20 protein-coding genes are annotated in these 23,125 nt (G+C 68.4%); 6 read left to right on the top strand and 14 right to left on the bottom strand.

The window, feature by feature from the left end; all coding sequences use genetic code 11:
• Together ABTZ94_RS11510 and ABTZ94_RS11505 are read right to left on the bottom strand one after the other, a co-directional pair.
• Positions 1-354, bottom strand: coding sequence for an SCO3933 family regulatory protein (locus ABTZ94_RS11510; protein WP_351199903.1), 354 nt, complete (start codon positions 352-354; stop codon positions 1-3).
• Positions 355-493: 139 nt separating this feature from the next.
• The gene (locus ABTZ94_RS11505; RefSeq protein ID WP_351199901.1) at positions 494-1,270 is read right to left on the bottom strand and encodes a GntR family transcriptional regulator; all 777 of its coding nucleotides are present in this window, start codon (positions 1,268-1,270) and stop codon (positions 494-496) included.
• Between the two features lie 18 nt (positions 1,271-1,288).
• Between ABTZ94_RS11505 and ABTZ94_RS11500 the strand changes: the two genes are divergently transcribed.
• A complete protein-coding gene (locus ABTZ94_RS11500; RefSeq protein ID WP_351199900.1) occupies positions 1,289-1,753 on the top strand; it encodes an NUDIX hydrolase in 465 nt (154 codons plus the stop codon).
• A 363-nt stretch (positions 1,754-2,116) separates the two neighbouring features.
• Here ABTZ94_RS11500 and ABTZ94_RS11495 read toward each other — a convergent pair whose 3' ends face one another.
• The 6 genes from ABTZ94_RS11495 to ABTZ94_RS11470 all read right to left on the bottom strand — a co-directional run bounded on the left by ABTZ94_RS11495 (position 2,117) and on the right by ABTZ94_RS11470 (position 7,377).
• A complete protein-coding gene (locus tag ABTZ94_RS11495) occupies positions 2,117-3,589 on the bottom strand; it encodes a P-loop ATPase, Sll1717 family (protein ID WP_351199898.1) in 1,473 nt (490 codons plus the stop codon).
• A 900-nt stretch (positions 3,590-4,489) separates the two neighbouring features.
• Positions 4,490-4,861, bottom strand: coding sequence for a hypothetical protein (locus ABTZ94_RS11490; protein ID WP_351199896.1), 372 nt, complete (start codon positions 4,859-4,861; stop codon positions 4,490-4,492).
• 420 nt (positions 4,862-5,281) lie between these two features.
• Positions 5,282-5,629: a hypothetical protein gene (locus tag ABTZ94_RS11485; RefSeq protein WP_351199894.1), complete on the bottom strand. Its 348-nt coding sequence runs from the start codon at positions 5,627-5,629 to the stop codon at positions 5,282-5,284.
• Positions 5,626-6,357, bottom strand: coding sequence for a GntR family transcriptional regulator (locus ABTZ94_RS11480; protein ID WP_351199893.1), 732 nt, complete (start codon positions 6,355-6,357; stop codon positions 5,626-5,628). The genes ABTZ94_RS11485 and ABTZ94_RS11480 overlap by 4 nt, the downstream gene beginning before the upstream one ends.
• Positions 6,358-6,365: 8 nt before the next feature.
• Complete coding sequence (locus tag ABTZ94_RS11475) at positions 6,366-6,587, bottom strand: hypothetical protein (RefSeq protein WP_351199891.1); 222 nt, start codon at positions 6,585-6,587, stop codon at positions 6,366-6,368.
• Positions 6,588-7,098: 511 nt separating this feature from the next.
• Positions 7,099-7,377 carry a hypothetical protein gene (locus ABTZ94_RS11470; RefSeq protein WP_351199889.1) on the bottom strand — a complete coding sequence of 93 codons (279 nt, stop codon included), beginning with the start codon at positions 7,375-7,377 and terminating at the stop codon, positions 7,099-7,101.
• Between the two features lie 77 nt (positions 7,378-7,454).
• On the opposite strand from ABTZ94_RS11470, the gene ABTZ94_RS11465 reads away from it, so the two are divergent.
• The 4 genes from ABTZ94_RS11465 (at position 7,455) to ABTZ94_RS11450 (ending at position 11,461) form a co-directional block, all read left to right on the top strand.
• Positions 7,455-8,210 carry a GntR family transcriptional regulator gene (locus ABTZ94_RS11465; protein ID WP_351199887.1) on the top strand — a complete coding sequence of 252 codons (756 nt, stop codon included), beginning with the start codon at positions 7,455-7,457 and terminating at the stop codon, positions 8,208-8,210.
• Positions 8,211-8,604: 394 nt separating this feature from the next.
• Positions 8,605-10,269, top strand: coding sequence for an energy-dependent translational throttle protein EttA (gene ettA, locus ABTZ94_RS11460; protein ID WP_351199885.1), 1,665 nt, complete (start codon positions 8,605-8,607; stop codon positions 10,267-10,269).
• Positions 10,270-10,274: 5 nt separating this feature from the next.
• The gene (locus tag ABTZ94_RS11455; RefSeq protein ID WP_351199883.1) at positions 10,275-10,697 is read left to right on the top strand and encodes an acyl-CoA thioesterase; all 423 of its coding nucleotides are present in this window, start codon (positions 10,275-10,277) and stop codon (positions 10,695-10,697) included.
• Positions 10,694-11,461, top strand: coding sequence for a DUF8010 domain-containing protein (locus tag ABTZ94_RS11450; RefSeq protein ID WP_351199881.1), 768 nt, complete (start codon positions 10,694-10,696; stop codon positions 11,459-11,461). The genes ABTZ94_RS11455 and ABTZ94_RS11450 overlap by 4 nt, the downstream gene beginning before the upstream one ends.
• Here ABTZ94_RS11450 and ABTZ94_RS11445 read toward each other — a convergent pair.
• From ABTZ94_RS11445 to ABTZ94_RS11420, 6 genes are all read right to left on the bottom strand, one after another.
• Entirely contained in the window at positions 11,458-12,654 is a 1,197-nt protein-coding gene (locus ABTZ94_RS11445) for a serine hydrolase domain-containing protein (protein WP_351199879.1), read from the bottom strand. The genes ABTZ94_RS11450 and ABTZ94_RS11445 overlap by 4 nt on opposite strands.
• Positions 12,651-14,192, bottom strand: coding sequence for an alpha/beta hydrolase (locus ABTZ94_RS11440; RefSeq protein ID WP_351199877.1), 1,542 nt, complete (start codon positions 14,190-14,192; stop codon positions 12,651-12,653). The genes ABTZ94_RS11445 and ABTZ94_RS11440 overlap by 4 nt, the downstream gene beginning before the upstream one ends.
• 112 nt (positions 14,193-14,304) lie before the next feature.
• The gene (locus tag ABTZ94_RS11435) at positions 14,305-15,267 is read right to left on the bottom strand and encodes an ABC transporter ATP-binding protein (protein ID WP_351199875.1); all 963 of its coding nucleotides are present in this window, start codon (positions 15,265-15,267) and stop codon (positions 14,305-14,307) included.
• Positions 15,264-18,080, bottom strand: coding sequence for an FtsX-like permease family protein (locus tag ABTZ94_RS11430; RefSeq protein ID WP_351199873.1), 2,817 nt, complete (start codon positions 18,078-18,080; stop codon positions 15,264-15,266). The genes ABTZ94_RS11435 and ABTZ94_RS11430 overlap by 4 nt, the downstream gene beginning before the upstream one ends.
• A gap of 1 nt (position 18,081) precedes the next feature.
• Entirely contained in the window at positions 18,082-21,396 is a 3,315-nt protein-coding gene (locus tag ABTZ94_RS11425; RefSeq protein WP_351199871.1) for an FtsX-like permease family protein, read from the bottom strand.
• A gap of 185 nt (positions 21,397-21,581) precedes the next feature.
• Entirely contained in the window at positions 21,582-21,986 is a 405-nt protein-coding gene (locus ABTZ94_RS11420; RefSeq protein WP_351199869.1) for a globin, read from the bottom strand.
• 149 nt (positions 21,987-22,135) lie between these two features.
• On the opposite strand from ABTZ94_RS11420, the gene ABTZ94_RS11415 reads away from it, so the two are divergent.
• On the top strand, positions 22,136-23,119 hold the full coding sequence (locus ABTZ94_RS11415) for a methyltransferase domain-containing protein (RefSeq protein ID WP_351199867.1): 984 nt from the start codon (positions 22,136-22,138) through the stop codon (positions 23,117-23,119).
• The last annotated feature ends 6 nt before the right edge of the window (positions 23,120-23,125 follow it).

Here is a 23,125-nt window from a genome sequence, read left to right as displayed (position 1 = left end):
TCAGGCCGCCCGCGAGTTCGACGCAGCGGCGGCGAGCGAGGTGATGGCCACTGCGCGGAACGCGATCCCATGCCGCTTCTGCCCGTTGAACTCGCTCTCCCACGCGGAGGCGACCAGGCCCGTCAGCGCGACCGGGGTACCCATGGTCAGGTCCTCGGAGACACCCGGCTGCGGAACGGTGAGCTTGAGGATCTCCACCTCGTCCGGCGTGGAGAACATGACCTCCACCGTCATCAGCGTGACCCCGTCCTTGTCGAGGGCGATCTCACCGGTGCGACGGTCCTTGACCTTGGGCTGGGGAGCCTTGGCGACCATCACGGTCGCGTTGGTGGTGTCGACGGGAATCTGACGCACAGCACATCACTCCTCTATAGATGCTGGACTCCGTCACTCATGTATATGAGTGACATGAAGAAGAGTGCACGACTCCTGTACATGAGTCAACCCGCCGCGAAGAAGAACTCGCGACGGGCTGAGAGGAGTTGAGAGAGCGTCAGTCGGTGGCAGGGATCCGGTACTCGAATACGAACTGGTCAGCAGCCATGAGGGTGTCGCAGACTTCAACCACGCGGCCCTCCGTCGTACGGGCCTCACGGATCAGGTGGATCACCGGAGCGCCAGGACTGAGGGCCAGCTCCGAGGACTCCGCCTTGGAGGCCGGACGCCCTTGGAGCGTCTCGACGAACTCAGCGAACTCGTGCCCGTGGTCTTCGAGTCGGGCATAGATGCCGCCACCGCCGGGGTTCTCGGCGAACAGCTCGGGGATGTCCTTCACGACGTCCCATGGGAGGTACGACGTCGCCGTCTCGACGGGCGTGCCGTTGCGGAAGTAGAGGCGTCGTCTGGCGAGTACCTGAGTGCCGGCGGGGATCCCCAATCGCTGGGCGGCATCCTCCGAGGCCTGCATCGGTCCGATATAGAGGACGCTCACCTTCGCCGTGGCGCCGGACTGCTCGGACTCGGCGAGATACGCGGCCTTGCCACCCTGCCGAAGTGAGCGCCGGAAGCGGTCCGATGACCGGTGCCGCACGGGCGGGCGATCCTTGACGATCGAGCCCTTGCCGTGCCGAGTCTCGACCAGCCCGCTCGCGCGCACCTCGACCATGGCTTTACGGATCGTCCCGCCCGCGACGCCGTAGCGCTCGACGAGTTCTGACTCGCTCGGCACCATGTCGCCAGGGCCGAGGACCCCTGCTCGGATCTGCTGCACGATCTCGTCGGCGATCTGTACGTACCGAGGTACAGACCTCTCTCCTGCCGCGGTTCCCATAGTCCTTCTCTGCCTCCTATGCTCCTGTATATGAGTCAATCACAGGAGGCAACCTCGATGCCGCTGCACTCCGTATCTGTGGCCGGAGTAGTGGTACGCGAAGACGGGCGGCTCCTGGCGATCCGTCGCGCCGACAACGGCACTTGGGAGCTACCCGGTGGCGTACTCGAACTCGACGAGACCCCAGAGGCGGGCGTCGTACGCGAGGTCCTGGAGGAGACGGGTATCCACGTAGAGGTGGACGAACTCACCGGGGTCTACAAGAACACGACCCGAGGCATCGTCGCCCTGGTCTTCCGGTGCAAGCCTTCTGGAGGCACTGAGCGCACGTCCGCGGAATCGACGGCAGTCGAATGGCTCACCCAGGAGCAGATCACCGAGCGCATGTCCGAGGTCTACGCGATCCGACTGCTGGACGCCCTCGACGGGGCCGGCCCCCACGTGCGGAGCCACGACGGCAAGAACCTGATCCCAGCGCGGTAGAACTTTCCCTACTTCATCAAGGCGGCTCGCTCCGCTCGCCGCGCGCTCCCCGGCTCACCGCCGGGGCCTGGCGCTCCTGCCTTCGGCCCGCTCTGGCCCCGGCTACGCCGGTCGCGCGGCTAGAGCGAGCGCCATGGTGGGGAGAAACCCGCTGTGGCTGGGGCGGTCGGCTCCACGGCTTTAGCCACCTCCCCGGTTCGGGTCCCGCGTCGAGCAAGACCAGGGGGCCACTCGTTCAAATTCCGGGCAGGATCACAGCCTGCCCGAGTTGCTGGCCAGCGTACGGCCCCCTGATCATGCTCGACCCCAAACCGGGCAGGACACCGGCCAAACCCGCTCCGCCGACCTGGGCGCGAGCAGCCTCTAAGCGCTCTGACGAGTCAAATCTAGTGCTTCCTTAAAGCCTGCGTGAATTCGGAATACTTCAGATGTCGCATTGAAGCGAGCACGCGGGTCCCGATACCTCCATACATACTCGGAACCGCCACCACGCCCTCCCGGCTTCAGATATCCTACAACCGAGAATTCGAAGAGCTGAGCAAGGCCAACTTTTGCTGGAATTTCAGACAAAGTCGAACGCCGCGACCAAGCAGCACTGAAGTCGGCTAGGGAGAACTGCATAGCACCCAGCTCCTTTACGACCTCCAAGTACTCCTTATACTGCGGGACATGCTTAGCGATCTCGTCGTCCAGCTCATTCAGCAGGTAGTCAGAATAGCCCGACCTGGCTTCATGAACCGCCTCATTGTCGAACTGCCCTCTCGCCACAAAGAGAGGTGATTTATATTGCTCCAGAACTTCGTTGCAGAACTTAATGACATCCCTAGGGCGCAAAAACGTTCGATCACAGATGTGCTTGTACTTCGTCTGCCGACTGGGCATTTCCCGAGTCTCGTCAAACACATCCTCCCAAGGGATCACCGAGTCCCCGCCACCCCCAAGTACGTTAGTAAAACGACTCTCCATCAACCTCTTCAGCGTCAACCCGGCGCCGGATTCACTCCACTGGACCAAGCTGGTAAAGTTTTCGGTGATCTTATTTTTATCTTCGAATTGAAGATCTTGATAAATGTCGTCGCGCAAAAACACGACAACGTTCAGTTTCTTGCCGCGCTCCCGGGCCGCCAAAAATAGATCACGGGCAGCAAGGATGAGGCCAACCAGCCGCTGAGAGTACGACTCCTCGGACTTGACAAAGCCGAGGTCAAGCTGGTCAAAACAGATGTAATACGAGTTGACCGGATTCAATGCACGCAAGACGTGCTCTTGAATTGCTCGATTCACTTCCTGAATATGCGGAGGCAATTCCCTGACTCGAACACGCTCACCCGACAACTCAAAGAACGGCACCTTTAGGACACTCTTCAGTCGCAACTCCCTCTCTGGGCTAAAAAGCTGCCGAACGTCTGGATCCCTCGACCCATAGGAGTCAACAACAAAATCCTCAAGCGCTTGCACCGATTCGAAGGAATCATCACTCCACGGCTGACTTTGATCCGCATTGAGGAGCACCTTAGCCAAGCCGATCAAGATCAAGTATTTCCAACTGTGGAAGTAGCGCCTCTCTTCCGGAACTCCTACTTGGGCTTGCAGGTCGTGATGCTGCCAGGGGTAGTCATCGAAGGAGTGGCCATAAGAGAACTCATTCGGGCGACGCTCCGTAAGAATTCTTTTGAAGATGGCCGTTTTACCTGATCCTTTTCTGCCAAGGATCAGGAATTTTCTTTGCCTCTTAGCCGCAACATAGGCTGGGTGATCCTGGAAACACTCTCTAAGGAGGTCGTCAGCATCAGCATCGATAGCACCAAAGTTTTCGACCTCAGAGATGCTGAACATTCATTCTCCCACTGGCACAGTTGGTAGTACGCATGAGGTAATCAGGGTAGCGATCAACACTGACATCTGGGGGCCACTCGGGGAATCTCGCCAACTCGGTGACTGCGTACGCCCCCCATGTAACGCGCTGAGCAAGCGCGAAGGGGCGGGCACCTCCCTGTTCGAGCAGGGTTCGCTACAGCGCCAGCGCAGACCAGACGCACCAGATGCGCACCAGATCGCGCGGTGTACCACGGTCAACGAGGGAGCGACTTGCAGTGGGACAGGCCATGCAGATCAATGACAGCACCTGCTCAGACGCCCGTATACCCGGGGCCCCCGGTGATTCCCAAGCTCAGGGCGGAAGTTCGATTCTTAATCGCTGCTCGCGGCGCCCCAACGTCGTCTTAACAACGCGAGATTCTTATGGGATAGGCCCCAGACTCCGACCAGGCCTTCGCAAACCACTGTCCGATGTTGGTGAGTCGCCAGTCGTCCATTGGCCGCTCGCTGTCGGCGGCCTTCGAGGTCCCGACGAACAGTATGTAGCCGTCCGTCTCCAAGAACCGCAGACAGGCACGTTCTGGAGTCGGATGCCTGAAGTGCGTGCCTCCAAGCTGCGCAAAGACCTGCAGCCAGAGATACTCGGCGTGTGTATACCTGTCGTTGTTCCAGGCGAGGCGAGCCTTGATTACCCGTAAATCATGGTCGGGGATGTGTCCGGCTGTATGTTGGTGGTGGTGCGCTGCACATGCCCTGAGTAAATTGCCAAAAACATCAGGTCCACCCTTAGCTCGATCCCAAATGTGACAATTTTCCTGAGCCGGCATGCGGCAGTGAGTGAACGGGCAGACTCCACCCACTTCTAACCGAAGGCCGCGCTCCAGTGCTGCAGGGAGTCCAGGCCGGGATGTGGTCATTTCAGCCTCCGTTCTTCTCGTAGAAGATCATGGCATCTAGGTCGTATTTTGACAGCGTCATAAGCAAGTCTGCTCGACTGTAGGCAATGCCCGCTGTCAGGATGATGCGGGCGTGCTCGTCCAGTGCCTGCAAAAGCCTGTCGGGATAGCCTGAAGCCCTGGGGATATCCCATGATCCTTTCAGGAGAGAGTCGAGGTTTGCTTCTTTTGCAGGTAGAAATGTATGAACATCCCATTTGGGAAGGTGGTTCACTGCCGCCCGAGAGGGGCGGTCATTCTTTTTCAGTCGATTGCCAGCTACTTCAAGCGCGCGAAGTATGGCTACCTCCGAAAGAGAAGTGAAGAGCATACGCTGGCGCGTACCCATATCCATGCATTAAATCCCTGTCATCCAGTTGGCTATAGAGCCTTGTCCGTAGGTAATCGTGCGTCCCAGCTGCCAGCGGTAGGCCGCGCCATGACGACGATGCGCCGTGCCCCGTGTTGACCCGGTGCCGTGGCTCTTGCTCAACGCTCAGGTCTGTTGCGCGTGCAGCTCATCGGCCGTCTCATTTTCCGTCTCATTCAGCATAGTTGACGAGTGTTCAGAGAAGGCAGGGTGCCTTATGCCGGGTGAGCGGCCGACCTCGGGTGAGTGCAGGTGAACCGTCCCTGCGCCCTATGAGGAACCCCGCCAACAGACTTGGAAAGCGTGCATCAACCGGCTCCATGCCCGCGGCGAGAGAGGTACGGCCCAAGCAGAGAGGCCCCAGACTCGGTCTGGGGCCTCTCTGCCGTTGGATCTGCGGTGCCGCTAGCCGAAGGCGGCCGCCGGCAGCCGCAGGCCCTCGTCGCCCCCATCATGAGCGGAGAGATCCGGTAACGACAGGCGGTGGCCGCGGCTTGTTGCCACACGGAGCACTTCGTGGAGAGCTCCAGTCAGGTCCGTTGCCAGGAGCCACAGCTCCTCCGGTTCGGCCTCCTCGTCGCCGAGTACTTCTGACACGTGCTTCAGGAGTTCGGCCGCCATGCCGAGTTGTACCGCTTCCGTATTGTCGGCCAGGCGGGACAGGTGGCCGCTGTTGTCGTCGGTGCTCAGGAAGCACGGTTTGCCCTCGGGGCCCGACCATGGGAGGAGTCGCATTTCGTTGCGGGGCGTCATCCGTCCGTCCCCCTCTCTTCGGTCGCCGTGTGGTGCGTGAAGAGGGCGTCGGCGCGGTCGCCGGGAAGCACCAGGAGCGCCGCCTCGACAACGCGTCCAGTGGTGTCAGTTGCGACGCGTGTGATTGCGAGGACGGGCAGGGCCGAGCTGATGCGAAGAGTTGCCGCTTCTCTGGGCGTCGGGAAGCGGGCGCTGACCTGCTCCTGTACCACGGCCGGTGGGGGGCGGAGCTCCGTCAGCCTGACCAACACCTCCTCGCAGCAGGGTGATTCGCTTGGACTGTCGGTCGGCGCCAAGTCGCGGGGGACGTAGATTCGAGCCAGGCTGTGTGGTGATTTCCCCTCGTGGCTGAGGCAGAGGAATTCGGTCAGTGGGCTGCTTGTCGACACCCTCAGCAAAGCGGCCAGATGCCCTCGCGCCGGAAGATGGGTGGTGCGGACGGTCATGCGTAGAGCCGCATCGGTCGCGGTCTGAGCGGTGGGAGTGCGGCCACCGCCGACGTACGTGATTCTGCGGAGGGGGTGGCGGACGAAGTTCCCCCTGCCGTGAATCTTCTCGACGAGCCCTTCGCGCTGGAGTACCGCGAGGGCGCTCCGCAGCGTTGGCGTGCTGACCGCGTAGCGGGAGGCGAGTTGTGCCTCAGATGGGAGACGTTCGCCGGCCTTGATGCGGCCGGTTGAGATCTGCGTCCGGAGGTCGTCGGCGATGACATGACGGCGGGAAGCCACGGATTGAATCACCTCCTTCTCAGCATCCGTAGGGCGACGAGCCGGGTCCGGGAGTGCATGGTCAGCAGCTCGCCCGATTCGAAACGAAGCCGTTTGGCTTCGCCGGCAAGTTGGAAGAGGTCGACCACGCGACACGGTTGACCGCCGATCTGGATCACATCCCCACGCTGCACGCTGGCCGAGGTGATCTCGACGTTGGCGGCAAGCGGACCACTGGGCGTCCACCTCATCACTGGGACACCTCCTTCGAGGCGACCAGGGGAGTCGCCGGGTGGCAAGGGCAGTTGCACGTTTCGTAGACCACGGGAACGCCGATCGGTGCCACGGTGGGGGAGGAATGCGCGCACTCACGGTGCGTACCGATCAGGCACGAACTCGACCTGTAGGAAGCGGTTTTCGCCCTCGTCACGCCTGGACGCTGATGAGAAGGCATCAGATGGCCTCCGGCGGTGCGAACCAGGTTTGCGTGAAAGGGGTGTGAGCTACGGCCGTGGAGCGTCGCCTCGCGTGTTCGTTGCTGGCCAGCACGCATGGGCGCACGAGCGCGGTCTCCTCGGCGACGAGAACATCCATGCCGTCTCGAAGCCGCCCCATGTGCAGCGTGGGGGAGTCGGCGAGTCCGAGGTGAACGACCCTCGATCGGACAGGCGTTAAGGGGCGGCGGTGCCGACCCTTCGGGAAGTACCGCTCACTGGTGCGTGAGACGGCACGGCGGATACGGTTGAACACGCTGGTCAGCTCCTATCGCTGATGGCCAGGTCCCCGGACATCGCCCGTCGCGGGGACCGCTTTGCCTACGGCGGCCCATAAGACGCGGCCGTTCACGTTGCTGGCGGAGAGTCCGAATCGATCGGCCCTCGCCACTACCTCCAGGACCTCCCGCCATGCGTCGGCGGGGAAGTCGTCCGGCACCTCCGCTTCGATCGATGTGTGGTGGACGTGCTGTTTCACGCGTGCGGTGAGTCCGGCGGCGGACAACCGGGCGGCGATGTCCTCGACGCTCAGTTCGGAAGCAGGCACAGGTGTCTCCGTCGCCAAGTGATCACAGTACGTGAAGCTAGTTAACTAGATTAGGGCTAGTGGACTAGATTTTCCATATGCCTGAGCAGCCGCCTTATCTCCGCATCGCGGACGTTCTCCGACAGCGGATCGCGGAGCATGAGTGGACATCGGGGGACCGGCTGCCCTCACGTGCTCAGATCGCCCAGGAGTGCGGCGTCGGCGAGAACGTGATCCGCCGGGCGCAGGAGCTGCTGATCTCCCAGGGAGTTCTGGAAGGCCGTGCGGGTTCCGGCACCTATGTCGCCGAACCCCGTCGGCGCGTCCGGGTGGTCCGTTCCTCGGCGCGCGAGCAGCGTGACGATTCCCCGTTTCGTGCGGACATGCAGGCTGTGGGCAAACACGGGGACTGGGAGAGCCGGACCGAGGCCAAGATCCCGGCACCGGCGGAGATCGCGGCGCGGCTCGGTGTCGCCGAAGGTGACCTGTGCGTCCGTACCGTGTACGAGTTCCTGGCCGACGGTCGGCCGATGCAGTTGTCGACGAGCTGGGAGCCGTACGACCTCACCGCCGGCACACTCGTCGTTCTCCCTGAGGGAGGGCCACACGCCGGGGCGGGCGTCGTGAACCGTATGGCTGCGATCGGCGTCACAGTCAGCCACGCTGTCGAGCAGCCGGAGCCGCGGCAGGCGACCATCGAGGAGGCGTCTCTCCTTGGCATCCAGAAGGCCGCTCTCGTCACCCACATCAGGCGGACGTACTACAGCGACCAGGGCCGACCCGTGGAGACTGCGGACATCGTCGTGCCCGCCGCCTTGTGCGAGATCGTCTACGAGATTCCCACCGGGCGATAGCAGGGAAGGGTGCCGCCGTCCGCAGGTGCAGTCGGCCGCGTCCGGGCGATCGCCACGCGGCGGATGTGCCGAGCGTCCTACCCGTGGCTGGACTGCCTGCTCCCCGTGCCCGCGTCGAGGGTGCGGTCCTCTGGCTCGCCGAGCGCGATCACCAGGTGAACGTCAGGCTCGACACGTGGGCGACGTCAGCCGAGTGATCGTCTCTGGGCCGTCCCTGGGCCGTGCGAGGGCGCTCGGCAGCGATCGACGGCGACAACCAGTGACAGGTCGGCTACGAGCGCGGACGGCGAAAGGGCAGTTCACAGGGCCCTGATGAGACGGGTTTCCGTCCTGGGATGGACGTCAGGCAAGATGGGGTGTATCTGCCCACACATCGATAGCCGGACGGTTTCTCTTGGCTGAGTACATCTACAGCATGCGCAAGACGCGCAAGGCGCACGGCGACAAGGTGATCCTTGATGACGTCAATCTGAACTTCCTGCCCGGGGCGAAGATCGGTGTGGTGGGCCCCAACGGCGCCGGTAAGTCCACGGTGCTGAAGATCATGGCGGGCTTGGAGCAGCCGTCCAACGGTGACGCGTTCCTGTCGCCCGGTTTCAGCGTCGGCATCCTCATGCAGGAGCCGCAGCTCGACGAGGCGAAGACGGTCCTGGAGAACGTCCAGGACGGCGCCGCCGAGATCATGGGCAAGCTCAAGCGCTTCAATGAGGTCGCCGAGCTCATGGCGACCGACTACTCCGACGCGCTGATGGAGGAGATGGGCAAGCTTCAGGAGGACCTGGACCACGCCAACGCGTGGGACCTGGACGCCCAGCTGGAGCAGGCCATGGACGCCCTGGGCTGCCCGCCCGGCGACTGGCCAGTCGTCAACCTCTCCGGTGGCGAGAAGCGCCGCGTCGCGCTCTGCAAGCTGCTCATCGAGGCCCCCGACCTGCTGCTGCTCGACGAGCCCACCAACCACCTCGACGCCGAGTCGGTGAACTGGCTGGAGCAGCACCTGTCGAAGTACTCGGGCGCCGTGGTCGCAGTCACCCACGACCGCTACTTCCTGAACAACGTCGCCGAGTGGATCCTCGAGCTCGACCGAGGCCGCGCCCTGCCGTACGAGGGCAACTACTCCACGTACCTCGACAAGAAGGCCACCCGCCTCAAGGTCGAGGGCCGCAAGGACGAGAAGCGCGCCAAGCGGCTCAAGGAAGAGCTGGAGTGGGTCCGCTCCAACGCCAAGGGCCGGCAGACCAAGTCCAAGGCGCGTCTCGCCCGTTACGAGGAGATGGCGGCCGAGGCGGACAAGATGCGGAAGCTGGACTTCGAGGAGATCCAGATTCCGCCGGGCCCGCGGCTCGGTTCCATCGTCGTCGAGGTCGAGAACCTCTCGAAGGCCTTCGGCGACAAGGTCCTCATCGACGACCTGTCGTTCACGCTGCCGCGCAACGGCATCGTCGGCGTCATCGGTCCGAACGGCGCGGGCAAGACCACGCTGTTCAAGATGATCCAGGGCCTGGAGACCCCGGACACCGGCTCCATCAAGGTCGGTGACACGGTCAAGGTCTCCTACGTCGACCAGTCCCGCGCCAACATCGACCCGAAGAAGACCCTCTGGGCCGTCGTCTCGGACGAGCTGGACTACATCAACGTCGGCCAGGTCGAGATGCCCTCGCGGGCGTATGTCTCCGCGTTCGGCTTCAAGGGCCCGGACCAGCAGAAGCCGGCCGGTGTTCTCTCCGGTGGTGAGCGCAACCGCCTGAACCTGGCGCTGACGCTCAAGGAGGGCGGCAACCTGCTGCTGCTCGACGAGCCCACCAACGACCTCGACGTCGAGACCCTGTCCTCGCTGGAGAACGCCCTGCTGGAGTTCCCGGGCGCCGCAGTGGTCATCTCCCACGACCGCTGGTTCCTGGACCGCGTCGCCACGCACATCCTGGCGTACGAGGGCGACTCCAAGTGGTACTGGTTCGAGGGCAACTTCGAGTCGTACGAGAAGAACAAGGTCGAGCGCCTCGGCGCGGACGCGGCCCGCCCGCACCGTGCCACGTACAAGAAGCTCACGCGAGGCTGATCGTCTTGGCTCGTCACATCTACAGCTGCCCGCTGCGCTGGTCGGACATGGATGCCTTCGGACACGTGAACAACGTGGTCTTCCTCCGCTATCTGGAGGAGGCGCGCATCGACTTCATGTTCCGGCTGGCGCCGGGGGACGGCTCGCCGTCCTTCTCGGGCGGGTCCGTCGTGGCCCGGCACGAGATCGACTACGTACGACCGCTGGTCCACCGGCACGAGCCGGTGACCGTCGAGTCGTGGGTCACGAAGATCGGCGCCGCGTCGCTGACGATCGCGTACGAGATCAAGGACCCGGACCAGGTCTACGTACGGGCCTCGACCGTCGTCGTGCCCTACGACCTGGCCGAGGCGCGGCCCCGGCGGATCTCCGCCGAGGAGAACCTCTTCCTCCAGCAGTACCTGGCCGAGGAGCCTGCCGCAGTATGACGGTGCCCGTGCGGTCGCTGGAGTTCGCCGACCCGAGGGAGGCCGCGGATCTCGCGGCCTTCCTCGGCCGGCTGCTCCACTACGACCGGGCCGCGTCGGTGCGGATGCAGGCGGGCGGCAGTGCGCTGGCCGTGTTCGGCAGGCCGCCGTCGTTCGAGGTCCTGGCGATCCGGGCGGCGCGGCTGGCCGGCCCGCACGACTTCGACGTCACGGTGTCTGCCGGTGAACTCCTCGAAACCCTCGACGTCGAGGGCACGGCAGCCGGTTCGGGCGCCCTGCCCGCACCCGTCACCGGGCCGCCGTGGACGGGTGTCCTCCCGCCCCGCGGCGGCTGGCACGAACTGCCGGGCCTGCCCGACCCGGTCTCCCTGCGCACAGCAGTCACCGCCGCGGTGGCGGAGTTCCGCTCCCGCGACGAGGCCCTGCCCGAGGACCGCCGCACCCGGGCGGAGCGGGACCTGATCGGGCGCGAGATCTGGTCGCGCACGGTCGCCGGCACCGACCTTCCGCTGCGGGCCGTCCACGCCGCCCAGTCCCTCGGCTTCCTCCGCCCGGCGCCGGACTTCCCGGTCGCCCTGCTCGCGGCCGGTTCCTGGCTGCGGCTGCGCACCCCGTTCGGCTCGATCGCCCTGCGCGGCCCGGGCCGCGGACTCGGCACGCTCGCGGTGACCGTGGGCGCGGGCCGAGCAACGACCCGACGACAGGACCCATCCGGACAGGCCGACGGACTCACCCCGGACAGGCCGACGACCAAGCCCTACTAGCCGGTCAGGGCCCTGTCCACCAGCCGAAGCGCGGCCATGTCCTGGGCGTCCTGTGCCGGGTCGCCCATCCGCAGGGTGAACGTGGCGCTGGTCGCGGCCCGCGCACCGTCCGGCGTCACCCCGCTCTCGGAGACGATCCCCAGATGGGTTCCGCCGTGGAACCAGATTCCGCCGCTGCTCCCGGCCACCGGGCGCCAGGCGATGCCCAGTCCGTATCGGACCCCCGGCGCCGCACTCCAGTTCTCGGCCGCGACCGTCTCCTTCATCGCGGCCAGCTGGGCAGGGCGCAGCAGCCTGCCGCTCATCAGGGCGCGCAGGAAGACACCGTGGTCATGGGTGGTGCTGATGACGGAGCCGTCCGCCCCGCCGCCGGACGCCAGGGTCGTGTCGGTCGGCCGGGTACAGCCCGGGAACCATGTGTACGCGGTGGCCGTGGGGTGGGGGATGTACGGCGAGGTCCCCGGCGTGAACGTGTGGCGCAGGCCCAGGGGTTCGATGATCCGGTCGTGGATCTCCTGCGCCCAGGAGTTACCGATCACCTGCTCGATGATCAGGCCCGCCACCACGTAGTTGGTGTTGGAATAGCCCCAGTGCCTTTCCCGGGCCGGGTGCTCGGCGTTCGGCACCCACAGGGGCGGCCGGCTCAGCGCCGTCTTCAGCTGGTCCTCGGGGGTCGTGGTGCGAAACCGCGACCGGCGGTAGCCGTCCGGGGTGAACGCATCGGCCGCGTCCGGTGAGACGGCGAGATAGTCGTTCAGCCCGCTGGTCTGGCGCAGCAGATTGGCGACCGTGATCCTGCGGCCGTCGTTGCCGTTGCCCCGCACGGCGCCGGGCAGCCACCGCTCGACGGTGTCCGTGAGCGCCAGCCGCCCCTCGCCTGCCAGTTGGAGGGCGAGCGTGGCCGTGAAGGTCTTGGTGTCGCTGCCGATCCGGTAGTACGCGTCCCAGGGGACCGGGTGGCGCGGGGCCGTCGGACCGGCGGATCCGGCGCGGGCCGTCGTCCGGCCGTGGGCGCTCTGTACCTCGGCCAGTACGCCGGTGGCTCCGGTGGCCAGGATCGCGTCCACATCGCTCTGAAGGCGGCCGCGGGGCCCGGGGGCGCGAGGGGGTGCGGCGGCCGTGGCCGCGGGTCCGGATGCTCCGGTGAGCAGGGCCGATGCCGTGGCCACCAGGCCCGTACGTCTGCTGATCACCGGCCCTCCCCGGTGCGGGGGCAGGTCAGGTCGGCGCCGGGCAGAGTGCCGTCGCGCAGGTAGTCGTCGACGGCCCTGTCGGCGCAGGGGACGGGGGCGAGGCCGTCGAGTCCGCGCCCGAACACCCCGTGCGAGCGGATGTCCGCCGTCACCAGCCGCGAACCGGTCAGCCGGTGGTGCAGCGCCAACGCCCCTTCGTAGGGGACGTTGTTGTCGCGCCGGGCCTGGAGCATCAGTACGGGTACCTCGTTGCCGATCACCGTGGCGGGCTCGCGGGACGTGCTCGTCCAGAACGCGCACGGGGCCATCATGCCGTTGACGATCGGGCCGAAGACGGGTTGGGTGGCACGGCTGCGCTCCATGTTCGTCCAGTACGTCTCCGGGTTCCTCGGCCAGCCACCGGCCGGCCAGCCGTTGTCGCCGCACATGAACAGAGCCCCGCCCAGCATGCTGTCCGCCAGCTCGGGCGACGCGAGCAGCTCCAGCATGGCGGCGAGCTCCGGGCCGGGCTCGACCGGCCTGCCCGCGGCGGCGTCGGTCAGGTCGCGCACCGTACCGGCGAGCGCCGGGTCGTACTCCTCGTGCTGGATGAGCTGCCTCAGCACCAGCCGCAGCAACGGCGCGTCGAGCCGGACACCGGAGACGGTGACCGGGCGATTCTCGGCTCCGTCGAGCAACTGCTGCACACTCGCCCGTGCTTGGGAGGGCGTGCTGCCGAGCCGGTAGATGTCGTCGTGCCGGGCAGCCCACCCGGCCCAGGCGTCCAGTGCCTCTTCGAGCGGCTTCCCAGCCCGTTGGAAGAGTTCGTACTGGGTGGCCGTCGGGTCGGTGGAGGAGTCGATGACGATGCGGTCGGCGCGGCGGGGGAACATCTGGGTGTAGACGGCACCCAGATCGGCACCGTACGAGACGCCGTAGTAGGACAGGCTGCGCTCGCCCAGCGCCGCGCGGATCGCATCCATGTCGCGGGCGACGTTCCTGGACGTGGCGTGCGGGAGGAGCCGCGCGTTGTCCCCGTGCTCCTGGCAGCGGCGTGCGGTGTCGCGGGCGGACCGTACGGACTGTTCGAAGTCCTTGCGGCGGGTCGTGGTCGGGCCGGGCGTGGGTGTCGGGGCGGCGGGGTCGCAGGTGATAGGGGTGGACTCGCCGAGGAAGCGGGGGTCGAAGCCGATCAGGTCGTAACGGTCCGCGGCATCCTTCAACGCGGGGCGCAGATAAAGGGTGTTGGCGAGTCCGGCTCCGCCCGGGCCGCCCGGATTGGACAGCAGGATGCCCCGCCGCTGCCCTTGCTTCGCGGTGGCCTTGATACGGGAGACGGCGATCTTGATCGTCGGGCCGCCGGGATCGGAGTAGTCGAGGGGAACGGTCACCTTCGCGCACTGAGCACCCGCCTCGTTCAGCTCCTGCTGCTGTGGCGAGCAGGAGCCCCAGACGAGCCGCTGGTGGGCGGGGGCGGCGGGGGCGGCCGACGCGGGGACACTGCCCGCGAGTAAGCAGGTCAGGCCCAGGCCGGCGGTGACCAGTGAGGCGACGCGCATCGTGCTCCTCGGATCAGGTGGATGACTCCCGCACGACGCTAGGTGCGTACGTGGCGCGGGAACATCGGGCCACCTGGTCGAAGCGACCTGGGGCCAGCACCACCAACACCCGTTACGGGCGCGGCTGGTCGTCCGGCCATACCCCGATGTGGTCCTGCTCCAGCTCCAGCATCACGCGGTGCTCCATTCCGAGCGCCTCCGTGTATTCGGCGGGAAGTTGCAGTCGGCCCGCGCGATCGAGCATCGCGTACTCGCGGGCCACCTGGGACTCCAGGCCCGTCGCCGCGTCGACCTCGGTGCGGCGCAGCACCTCGAAGGATGTACGGCCGTCGCGGATGGCGACCGTGCGGCGGACCTCGCTCGCCACCGCCTGGTCGTGCGTGACGATCACGATCGTGGTGCCGAGCTCCTCGTTGGCGCGGCGGAACGCGGCGAACACCTGCTCGCCGGTGGCGGAGTCGAGTTCGCCGGTCGGTTCGTCGGCGAGCAGCACCGACGGGCTGTTGGCGAGCGCGACGGCGATCGCCACCCGCTGCTGCTGGCCGCCGGAGAGCTGCTGCGGGCGCCGGTCGCGGACCTCCTCCAGGCCCAGCATCCGGAGCAACGACTCGGCGCGCGCGGTTCGTTCACGGTTGCGCCCCCGGCCGCGCAGCTGCATCGGCAGGGTGATGTTCTGGACGGCGGTGAGATACGGGAGCAGATTGCGGGCGGTCTGCTGCCAGACGAAGCCGACGACGTCCCGGCGGTAGCGGAGCCGTTCCTTCGGCCCCATCGACAGCAGATCGGACCCCGCGACCTTCGCCGACCCGGCTGTGGGCACGTCGAGGCCCGCCAGGATGTTCATCAGGGTCGACTTGCCGCTGCCGGACGCACCGACCAGGGCCATCAACTCGCCCTCGGCGACCAGCAGATCGAGGCCCTGGAGGGCTTGCACCTCCACCCCGTCCGTGGAAAAGATGCGGACCAGGCGGTCGCAGGCGATCACCGCGTCGTGCCCGTAGGAGGGCCGGTCGCGGCGTGCTGCGGCCCGTTGTTCGAGCTCGGCCAGCGTGGTGTCGGTCGACGGCGACGTCATCGGGGGTCTCCTGCCCTGAGTTCGGTGATCGATCCGCGGCGGGTGGCCCACCAGGCCTGGACGGCGGCCACCGCGGCGGTGAGGACGACCACGCCGAGCGCCGGAAGCGTCAGCGACCACAGGTCGGCCCGCAGCGGAGCGGTGTCGGTCGCGCCGGAGCGCGGCCCGGCGGAGAGCGCGAGGCTCACCAGGTCGACGCCCGGCGCCAGCAGGGCCGTCGTCGCCCATCCGACGAGCAGCCCGCCGACGGCGGCCAGCAGCGCCTGCGGCATCGCTTCGAGGCCGAGGAGCCGTCTGCCCTGCCGGGAGGTGAGGCCCATGGTCCGCAGCCGGGCCAGCAGGGCGGTGCGTTCCGGTGCGGTCTGCAGCAGCGACAGCAGGACGGCGAGCAGGGCGTAGCCCGCGCCGGCCGCGATCGCTGCCGCGTAGATTCCCTCGGCGCCCCGCTGCATGGGGGTGTCGACGAACGCCTGGCGTTCCTCGGAGCGCAGCCGTACGGAGAAGTCCTTGCCCGCGTCGTGCGCCGCCGTGCGCAGCGCCTTCGCGTCCAGGGAGCCGCCGGTGACCAGCAGCGTGGTGGTCTGCCTGCGGGAGAGCGATGCGGCGTCGACGATCAAGAAGTCGCTGTCGGAGACGGCGGGAGTGCGCATGACGGTACCCGCCACCCGCACCTTCAAGTTCCCGGCCGCCGTGGAGAGGTCGCGTGGTCCGTCACCGAGCCGCTCGGCGACGGACGGGGAGGCGATGACGGGCAGCACCCGGTCCCCGGACGGCGCCGTCCCCTTCGAAGCCGCGGGTCCGGAAGCCTTCAACCGGTCGGCGGGGAACGCCCCGAGGCCGGTCGCGCGGGCCAGCCGGGCATACGTTGCCGGGTCGACGCCCACCATGGTGGCGCCCTTGGGGCGCTGGTCCCCGGACCCGTCGGCCGACACCGGAACGTCGTACTCGATCCGCACGCCCGCCACTTCCTGTACGCCGTCCGCTCCCCGTACCTCCCGGATCAGGCGGTCCGGCAGCGGCACGGAGAGGCCCGGGCCATCGATCCGGGCGTCCGCGCCGGTCGCGCGCACCGCCGCGTCGTCCCGCGCATCGGCGACACCCGCGAGCACCGAGCCGCCGAACGCCGCCGTGGTCAGCGCGAGCAGCAGCGCGAGCAGCGGCAGCATGCCGCCCGCCGAGGTGCGCCCGGCGCGGGCCAGCGACAGGAAACCGACTGCACCGCGCCGCCGGGCGACCGAGCGCCAGGCGAGACGCAGCGGCAGCGGAAGAAGCCGTACGAGGACCAGGGCGGCGATCAGCCCGACGAGTACGGGGGCGGCGCTGATCAGCAGGTCGCCGCCGCCGTCGCCCCCCGTACCGCGTCGGCGCAGGGCGACGACCGCGCCTACGGCCAGCATCAGCAGGGTGAGTTCGGCGACCGTGCGCCGCCGTGTCGGCCGGGCGCTCATCAGGTCGTCGCGGGCTCCGTGCAGCTGCGGCCTGCGGTGCTGCAGCGTCGTACGCAGCGGCAGGGCGGCACAGACCAGTACGGCGACGGCGGCCGCGCCGACGACCGAGGGCCACAGCCGGGCCTGCCCGACAGTCGCTACGGCGATCAGCAGCCCCAGCGCCGCCGCGGGCACCGCGGTCACCGCCGTCTCGGCGAGCAGCCGCCCGCCGATGCCGCGCAGCGACCCGCCGCGTGAGCGCAGCAGCGCCAGTTCGCTGCGGCGGCGCACCCCGATCAGTCCGCCGGTCATCAGCAGGACTACGGCGGCGACGGCTCCGATGCCCACGGCGGCGACCGTCACGATCGGGCCGATCGCCGTACGCAGGGTGTCGTACCGGGTGACGATCTCGTCCATGTCCGTCGAGAGCTCGGCGTCCTCGTCGACCGCCGCACGCAGCTTCACCAGCCCGGGACCGCCTTCCAACGAGGCGATCGACGAGCGCAGTTCCGGCACGTCGGAGGCGGTGAGGTGGGAGCCGTCCGGCGCGAACCGCCAGAACGCCTCCGGGGCACCCGCGGTGGCGAGCAGTGCGGGCGCGGCATCCGGCGGCAGCAGGAGAGCCGCGGTCCAGTGGTATCGCGGAGGTTCCAGATCCGGTTCGGGAATCAGGGCCGGGGTCCGGAGCAGTGGCTGGGTCGACCAGTAAGCCGCTTCGGGGCGCTCCGGGGTGACGATGCCGGTGATCCGTACGGTCAGCGGTGTTCTGCCCTGGGTCGGCAGGGTGATGGCCGAACCGGCCTTGATCCGCAGGGCTTTCGCCGTCTCCTCGGTGACCGCACCCTCCACCTCCGGCGTGTCCGAGGAGACCTCGCCGTGGACGGCGGGCCAATTCCCGGAGCGCAGGGTGGCGTGGTTCCGGAGGCCCGACAGCGTCGAGTAGGTCAGCTCGGGGTCGACACGGTCCGGCCGGGACAGCCAGCTCTCCTGCGCGGCGATCGGTTTCCCGGTGCGGAAGCCGTACGAGGACTGGGTGGTGTCGGTCCGCACCACGTCGGGCAGCGCGGACAGTGCCGCGCGATAGGCGGACGCCAGCCCCACCTCACGCACCGCTGCCTCGCGCTCCGCCTGGGGTATTTGCAGAGCGGGCTGCGGCGCGCGGAGCTTCAGAACACTGTGCCGGGGGTCCGCGACGGCGATGTCATGGCGCAGCCCCTCGGTCTCGTAACGTTCGACGGCGCGCGGGAAGGCGGCGGCGAGGAACGACGTCAGCAGCACCAGCAGCCCCAGCGCCCAAGCCGCGCCAGGAGCGGTGCGCAGCCGGGTACGGACCCAGGGCGCACAGGCGACGGGGACGCCGCGGCCTCGAACGGAACGCGGAGCCATGTCAGTTGTCTCCCTGGAGGCGCAGCGAGGTCGCGGGGTCGGGGCCGCGCAGGGCGAGGGACACGATGACCACCAGCGGCAGCGCGGCGACGCCCGCCAGCAACGCCGCGATCTGCCCGGCCGGCAACTGCACCAGCACCGGGGGCACCGGCATGGTGGCCTGCGCGGTCAGCACGATAAGTGGCACGACGGCGCGGTTCAGCAGGGCCCCGAGCACGGTCCCGACCAGCAGCGCGATCGCGATCAGCACGCCGTGTTCGGCGGCGATCATCCTGGTCAGCCGTCGGCGTGGCGTACCCAGCGCCCGCAGGACCGCGAGCTCCGCGGTCCTTTCCCGCTGCGCGCCGACGGCGCTCACCGCGAAGCCGACCGCGGCCAGGGCAGCGGCGACGACCGCCACCGCGGGCAGCGCGGACTGCGGCCCTGCGCCCAGCGGATCGCTGACCAGTTCCCGAGCGATCTCGTCACGCACCTGGACCTGTGCCGGATCGATGTCGGGCTGTGCCCGCAGCGAGGCCGCGACTTTTCCAGCCTGTCCGGGGGCGGTGCTCAGCCACCACTCGTTGGCGGTGAACGCAGCGCCCGGGCGTTGTGTCAAGACCTGGGCGACGGCCCCGAAGTCGAGAAGCAGGGCTCCGCCGTCCCGGTCCCGGCCGATGCCGGTACCGGAGGCATCGGAGCCGGTGCCGGGGCCTGTGGTCGGCAGCCTGCGCACCACATCCACGATCTTCACCCGGACCTTCTCGCCGGCCACCGTGATGTCGACGCTCTGCCCCTTCCTCGCTCCGGCGGCTTTCAGATACGCGTCGGTGGCGATGGCGTTCGGCATCGGCGCGTTCGGACGGGGCGCGGTGGCCCGCACGGAGAAGGCGGGCCGCGATTCCCACGGGTCCGGGGCCGAGCCGATGTCGTACCCGAAGGCCAGTGGGCTCTTCGCGGAGGCCGTCGCGTCCACCGGACCGCGGGGGAGCGCCTCACCGGATCCGGTGTCGGTCAGTTCAGAGTTCCAGCGGAACCCTTCGGGGACCGGGACCGCCTGCTCGGCTCCGTCGGCCGTCACGGTCCTGAGGGCGCCGACGTCCAACCGGTGCGACTTGCGCGGACCGGCCGGATGGTTGCCGTCCAGCTCGAACCCGGTCACGGCGAGGTCACCCGTGGACGCCACCGCGAAGGCCAACGGATGTGTCCTGCCGTCGACGGGTACGGCTCCGGCCTGCACCCGGTACGCAAGGCCGTAACGATCCTCCAGCAGCACGGCGAGGAGCTGCGCGGTGGCGTCCGGCGACGGCCGCCCGTGCGCCCCGGCCGTCGTGATCCGCACATCGAACCGGACCTGTTCGCTGTTCTTCGGCAGCGGCAGCCCGGCCCGTGCGGTCCTTGGCGGGGCGATCGGGTCGAACAGCCGCTCCCGCGGCCGGTCGCCGAGGTCGCCGCGGATCAGCATCCGCTCGGAGGCATGCGCGGTGTCCAGGGCGAGGACCTCGGCGGTTCGTTGACCGGTGAGCTCCGTGGTCGTACGGAACGCGGGCGCCGCCTCCCGTACGCCCGACAGCCGCGCGTACCTGCCCGCCTCCTCCGGATCGTCGTCGACACTGGCCAGCACGCGCAGCGACGCGCCGGCCTTGAAGTCCGCCTGGTCGCCCTGCGAACGGTCCCAGGACGCGCCCTGCCCGATGGCCAGCATGCCCATCGCCACCGCAAGGACCAGCAGCAGCACCGGTCCGGCCTGACGCAGCGGGCGTCGGCTGAACTGCCAGCCGGCCAGGGCCGCGATCAGCCCCCGGCCGCCTGCCGCACCGCGTTCCGCGAGCCTGGCCGCGGGCGGCAGCAGCCGCAGCGTCAGTACGGTGCCCGCGAGCAGCAACAGCGCGGGAGCCGCGACCAGCAGCGGATCGACACCGAGTTCCCCCTGCCGGTCCCCGCTCAGCGCACCGCCGCCGGAACCCGTGCTCCGGCGGTCGAGCTGCCAGTACGCCACCGCCGCGATCACCAGCAGGCCGATGTCGGCACCTGCCCGGAGCGATGCGGGCAGCGCCGCGGCACGGCCGGCACGACGGTCCCCGGCACCGGCCGCCAGCGCGGGCGCCACGACGGCCAGCGCGCAGGTGAGCGCGGCGACGGCGGCGACCAGCCATACGGTGGCGGTGGCGCCCGCGTCGAGCCGCAGCCCGATCCGGGACAGTGCGCCGCGGTCCGCGAGCAACCGGGTCAGCGGCCCGGCGAGCAGCGGGGCGACGAGCGCGGCGGGCAACGCCAGCAGCAGCGCCTCGATCGCTGCGAACGTGGTGATGCGGGCCCGCGATCCGCCGCGGGCCCGCAGCAGCCGGGTCTCTCCGTCGCGTTCACTGCTCAGCAGCCGGGCCACCAGCAGAAGTGCGTATCCGGCGAGCAGCACCAGCTGGACGGCCACGATCAGCAGTGTCGAACGGGAGACCAGCAGCGCCCGGTCGATCTGCTCCAGCACCCGGGGGAGCGAGGTCTGCGCAGTGGCCCCGGCCTTGAACTCGGGGGCGGCCTGCAGCTTCTTCGGAGCAGCCGCGGCAGCACTGTGCAGCGCGTCCATCCGGCCCGTGGTGGCCGTGCGGAAATCGGCGGTCGCCAGCCAGGACATGCTGCCGGAACTGACCCGTCCGGAACCGGTCACGGCAGGGTCGGTGAGCAGCGGACCGTACGTCGTGAAAGCGACCTTGCGGATACCGCGCCCGCCGAGCTCGTCCAACTGCCAGTACGGGTCTGTCCGGTCGGATGCCTCGTAGACCCCGGTGACCAGGACACGCAGCGGCTTGTCGTCCAGCCGGTCCGTGAGGGTGAGCCGCGAGCCGGCCCGCAGCTTCAGGTCCCGGGCGGCGGCGTGGGGCAGGGCGACCTGGACGGGATCACCGGCCTTCCCGCTCCCGGCCGCCGGCATACGGCCCGCGGTGAGTCGGATGCGGCTGCGGTCGAGCGAGGCGAAGCGCGTGAGATCCGGGTCGCCGCCCCGGACGGTCGGAGCCCGCAGGCCGCGCGGCAGCGCGTACGTCCCCGACGTCTCCAGCGTCCGGACGGTCACGGGAAGGCCGTCGAAGGTGTCGCGGGCGGTTCTCCGGGCGGTCGCGTCGGCCGCGTTGCGCTGCGCGGGCACCACCTGCGCGGACATGACGAGGGAGGCGGCGGTCGCCGAGCGATGGGTGAGGGAGTGACGCAGCGCCGCGTCACCGATGGAGCCGGAGAAGGCGGTGAGCGCGGCCAGTACCGAGGTGGTGAGCAGAACGGCCAGGACAGCGGCGGCGAGCAGGAGCCGATAGGCCCTCACCCGAAGTAGGACGAACCCCGTCACACGTGCCCCCCTGGACCATCACCGCACACCCGCCCCCCGACGTCGTATGGATCCTTTCAGGACGTACGTGCTGTTGGAACCGCTTGCGTGTACAGCTTGATGGGATCGTGACCGTTAATCGGACACGGAGGAACGCCATTCCGCACCCGTGGCAGCGGGACAGGCAGAGAGACGGGGTCGCGTGCTCAGCCCTCGGTGTTCACCATCGAGGCGGCGGCATGGGTGAGGTAGCCCCACAGCTGCCGCTCGTGCTCCGGCGCCAGTCCGAGCTCGTCGAGGGCGACCCGCATATGGCTCAGCCACGCATCATGAGCCGCCCGGTCCACCCGGAACGGAACGTGCCGCATCCGCAGCCGGGGATGCCCGCGCTGCTCACCGTAGGTACGGGGCCCACCCCAGTACTGCATCAGGAACAGCCTGAACCGCTCCTCGGCCGGACCCAGATCCTCCTCCGGATACATCGGCCGGAGCAGCGGGTCCTCGGCGACTCCCTGGTAGAAGCGGTGCACCAGGCGCCGGAAGGTCTCCTCGCCGCCGACCTGTTCGTAGAAGGTCTGCTCCTGCAGTGTGTCGCGCGGAATCTCTGTCACCCGTCCATCGTCGCAGACGCACCGGCCGAGGACCGGGGTCCTAGGTCCCGTCTCGTCGAACTGCCGTCCGCCGCGCGACGTCTGGCGCGACAGGAACCGCCCCGGCCCGGTTCCTGGCCCCCGGGGCCCCGGCGCAGGAAGGTGGAGGTATGAACGACGCGTACCCGGATCAGTTCTCCGAGGCCGCCGCCGAGGAGCGGCGGGCGATGGTGCGCGGGATCGTGGCCGGTGGGGCGCTGGCTGATCCGCAATGGCTGGCCGCGTTCGAGGAGGTGCCGCGGCATCTCTTCGTGCCGTACTACTTCGTGGGCGGTGGATTCGACCGCCTGTGGTGCGAGGACCCCGACCCGGTCAGGCGGGCCCAGTGGCTGCACGGGGCGTACGCGGACGGGGCACTGGCCACCCGGATCCGGGACGGTGAGCTGATCTCGTCGAGCAGCCAGCCGTCGCTGATGGCCCGGATGCTCGAAGAGCTGGACGTACGGGAAGGGCAGCGGGTCCTGGAGATCGGCGCGGGCAGCGGCTACAACGCGGCGCTGCTCGCACACCGGCTCGGTGACGACGCCGTGACCACCGTCGACCTCGACCCGGAGATCACCGAGTCGGCCCGCCGGCATCTGGCGGCGGCCGGATACCGCCCGGCGGTGATCACCGGGGACGGGGCACGGGGCTGGCCCCCGCGCGGCCCGTACGACCGGATCATCGCGACCTGCACCCTGCCGTGCGTACCGCAGGCCTGGCTGGACCAGTGCACGCCTGGCGCACGGATACTGGCGCCGTTCGCCACCGGACTGATCGCGCTGCGGGTACGGGAAGGGGCACACGGGAAGTACGCCGAAGGCCGGTTTCTGCACACGTCCGCGTACTTCGTACCGCTGCGCGGCACACAGCCGCCACCTGTGCGGCGCCCGCACACCGGCGCACTGCCGAGGCGCGTCAGCCAGAACGAACTCTTCCGGTTCCTGCTGACGCTGACCGAGGCCACCCTCGACCCGCGCGAGGCCCTCTCCCTCTGGCAGCGCGAGAGGCGCCCCGAGCGGGAGAGGTTCGGCATCACGGTCCAAGGCGGGCGGCAGTGGGCCTGGCTGGACGACCCCGAGGGGCCGTACGCCTGGCCACTGCCCAGCGGGTAGCGCGGG

This window comes from Streptomyces sp. NPDC002785 (assembly GCF_040295565.1).
In the GTDB taxonomy this organism is placed as follows: Bacteria; Actinomycetota; Actinomycetes; order Streptomycetales; family Streptomycetaceae; genus Streptomyces.
The sequence above is the reverse complement of the archived record's forward strand: the minus strand, read 5'-3'. Positions and strand labels throughout refer to the sequence as shown.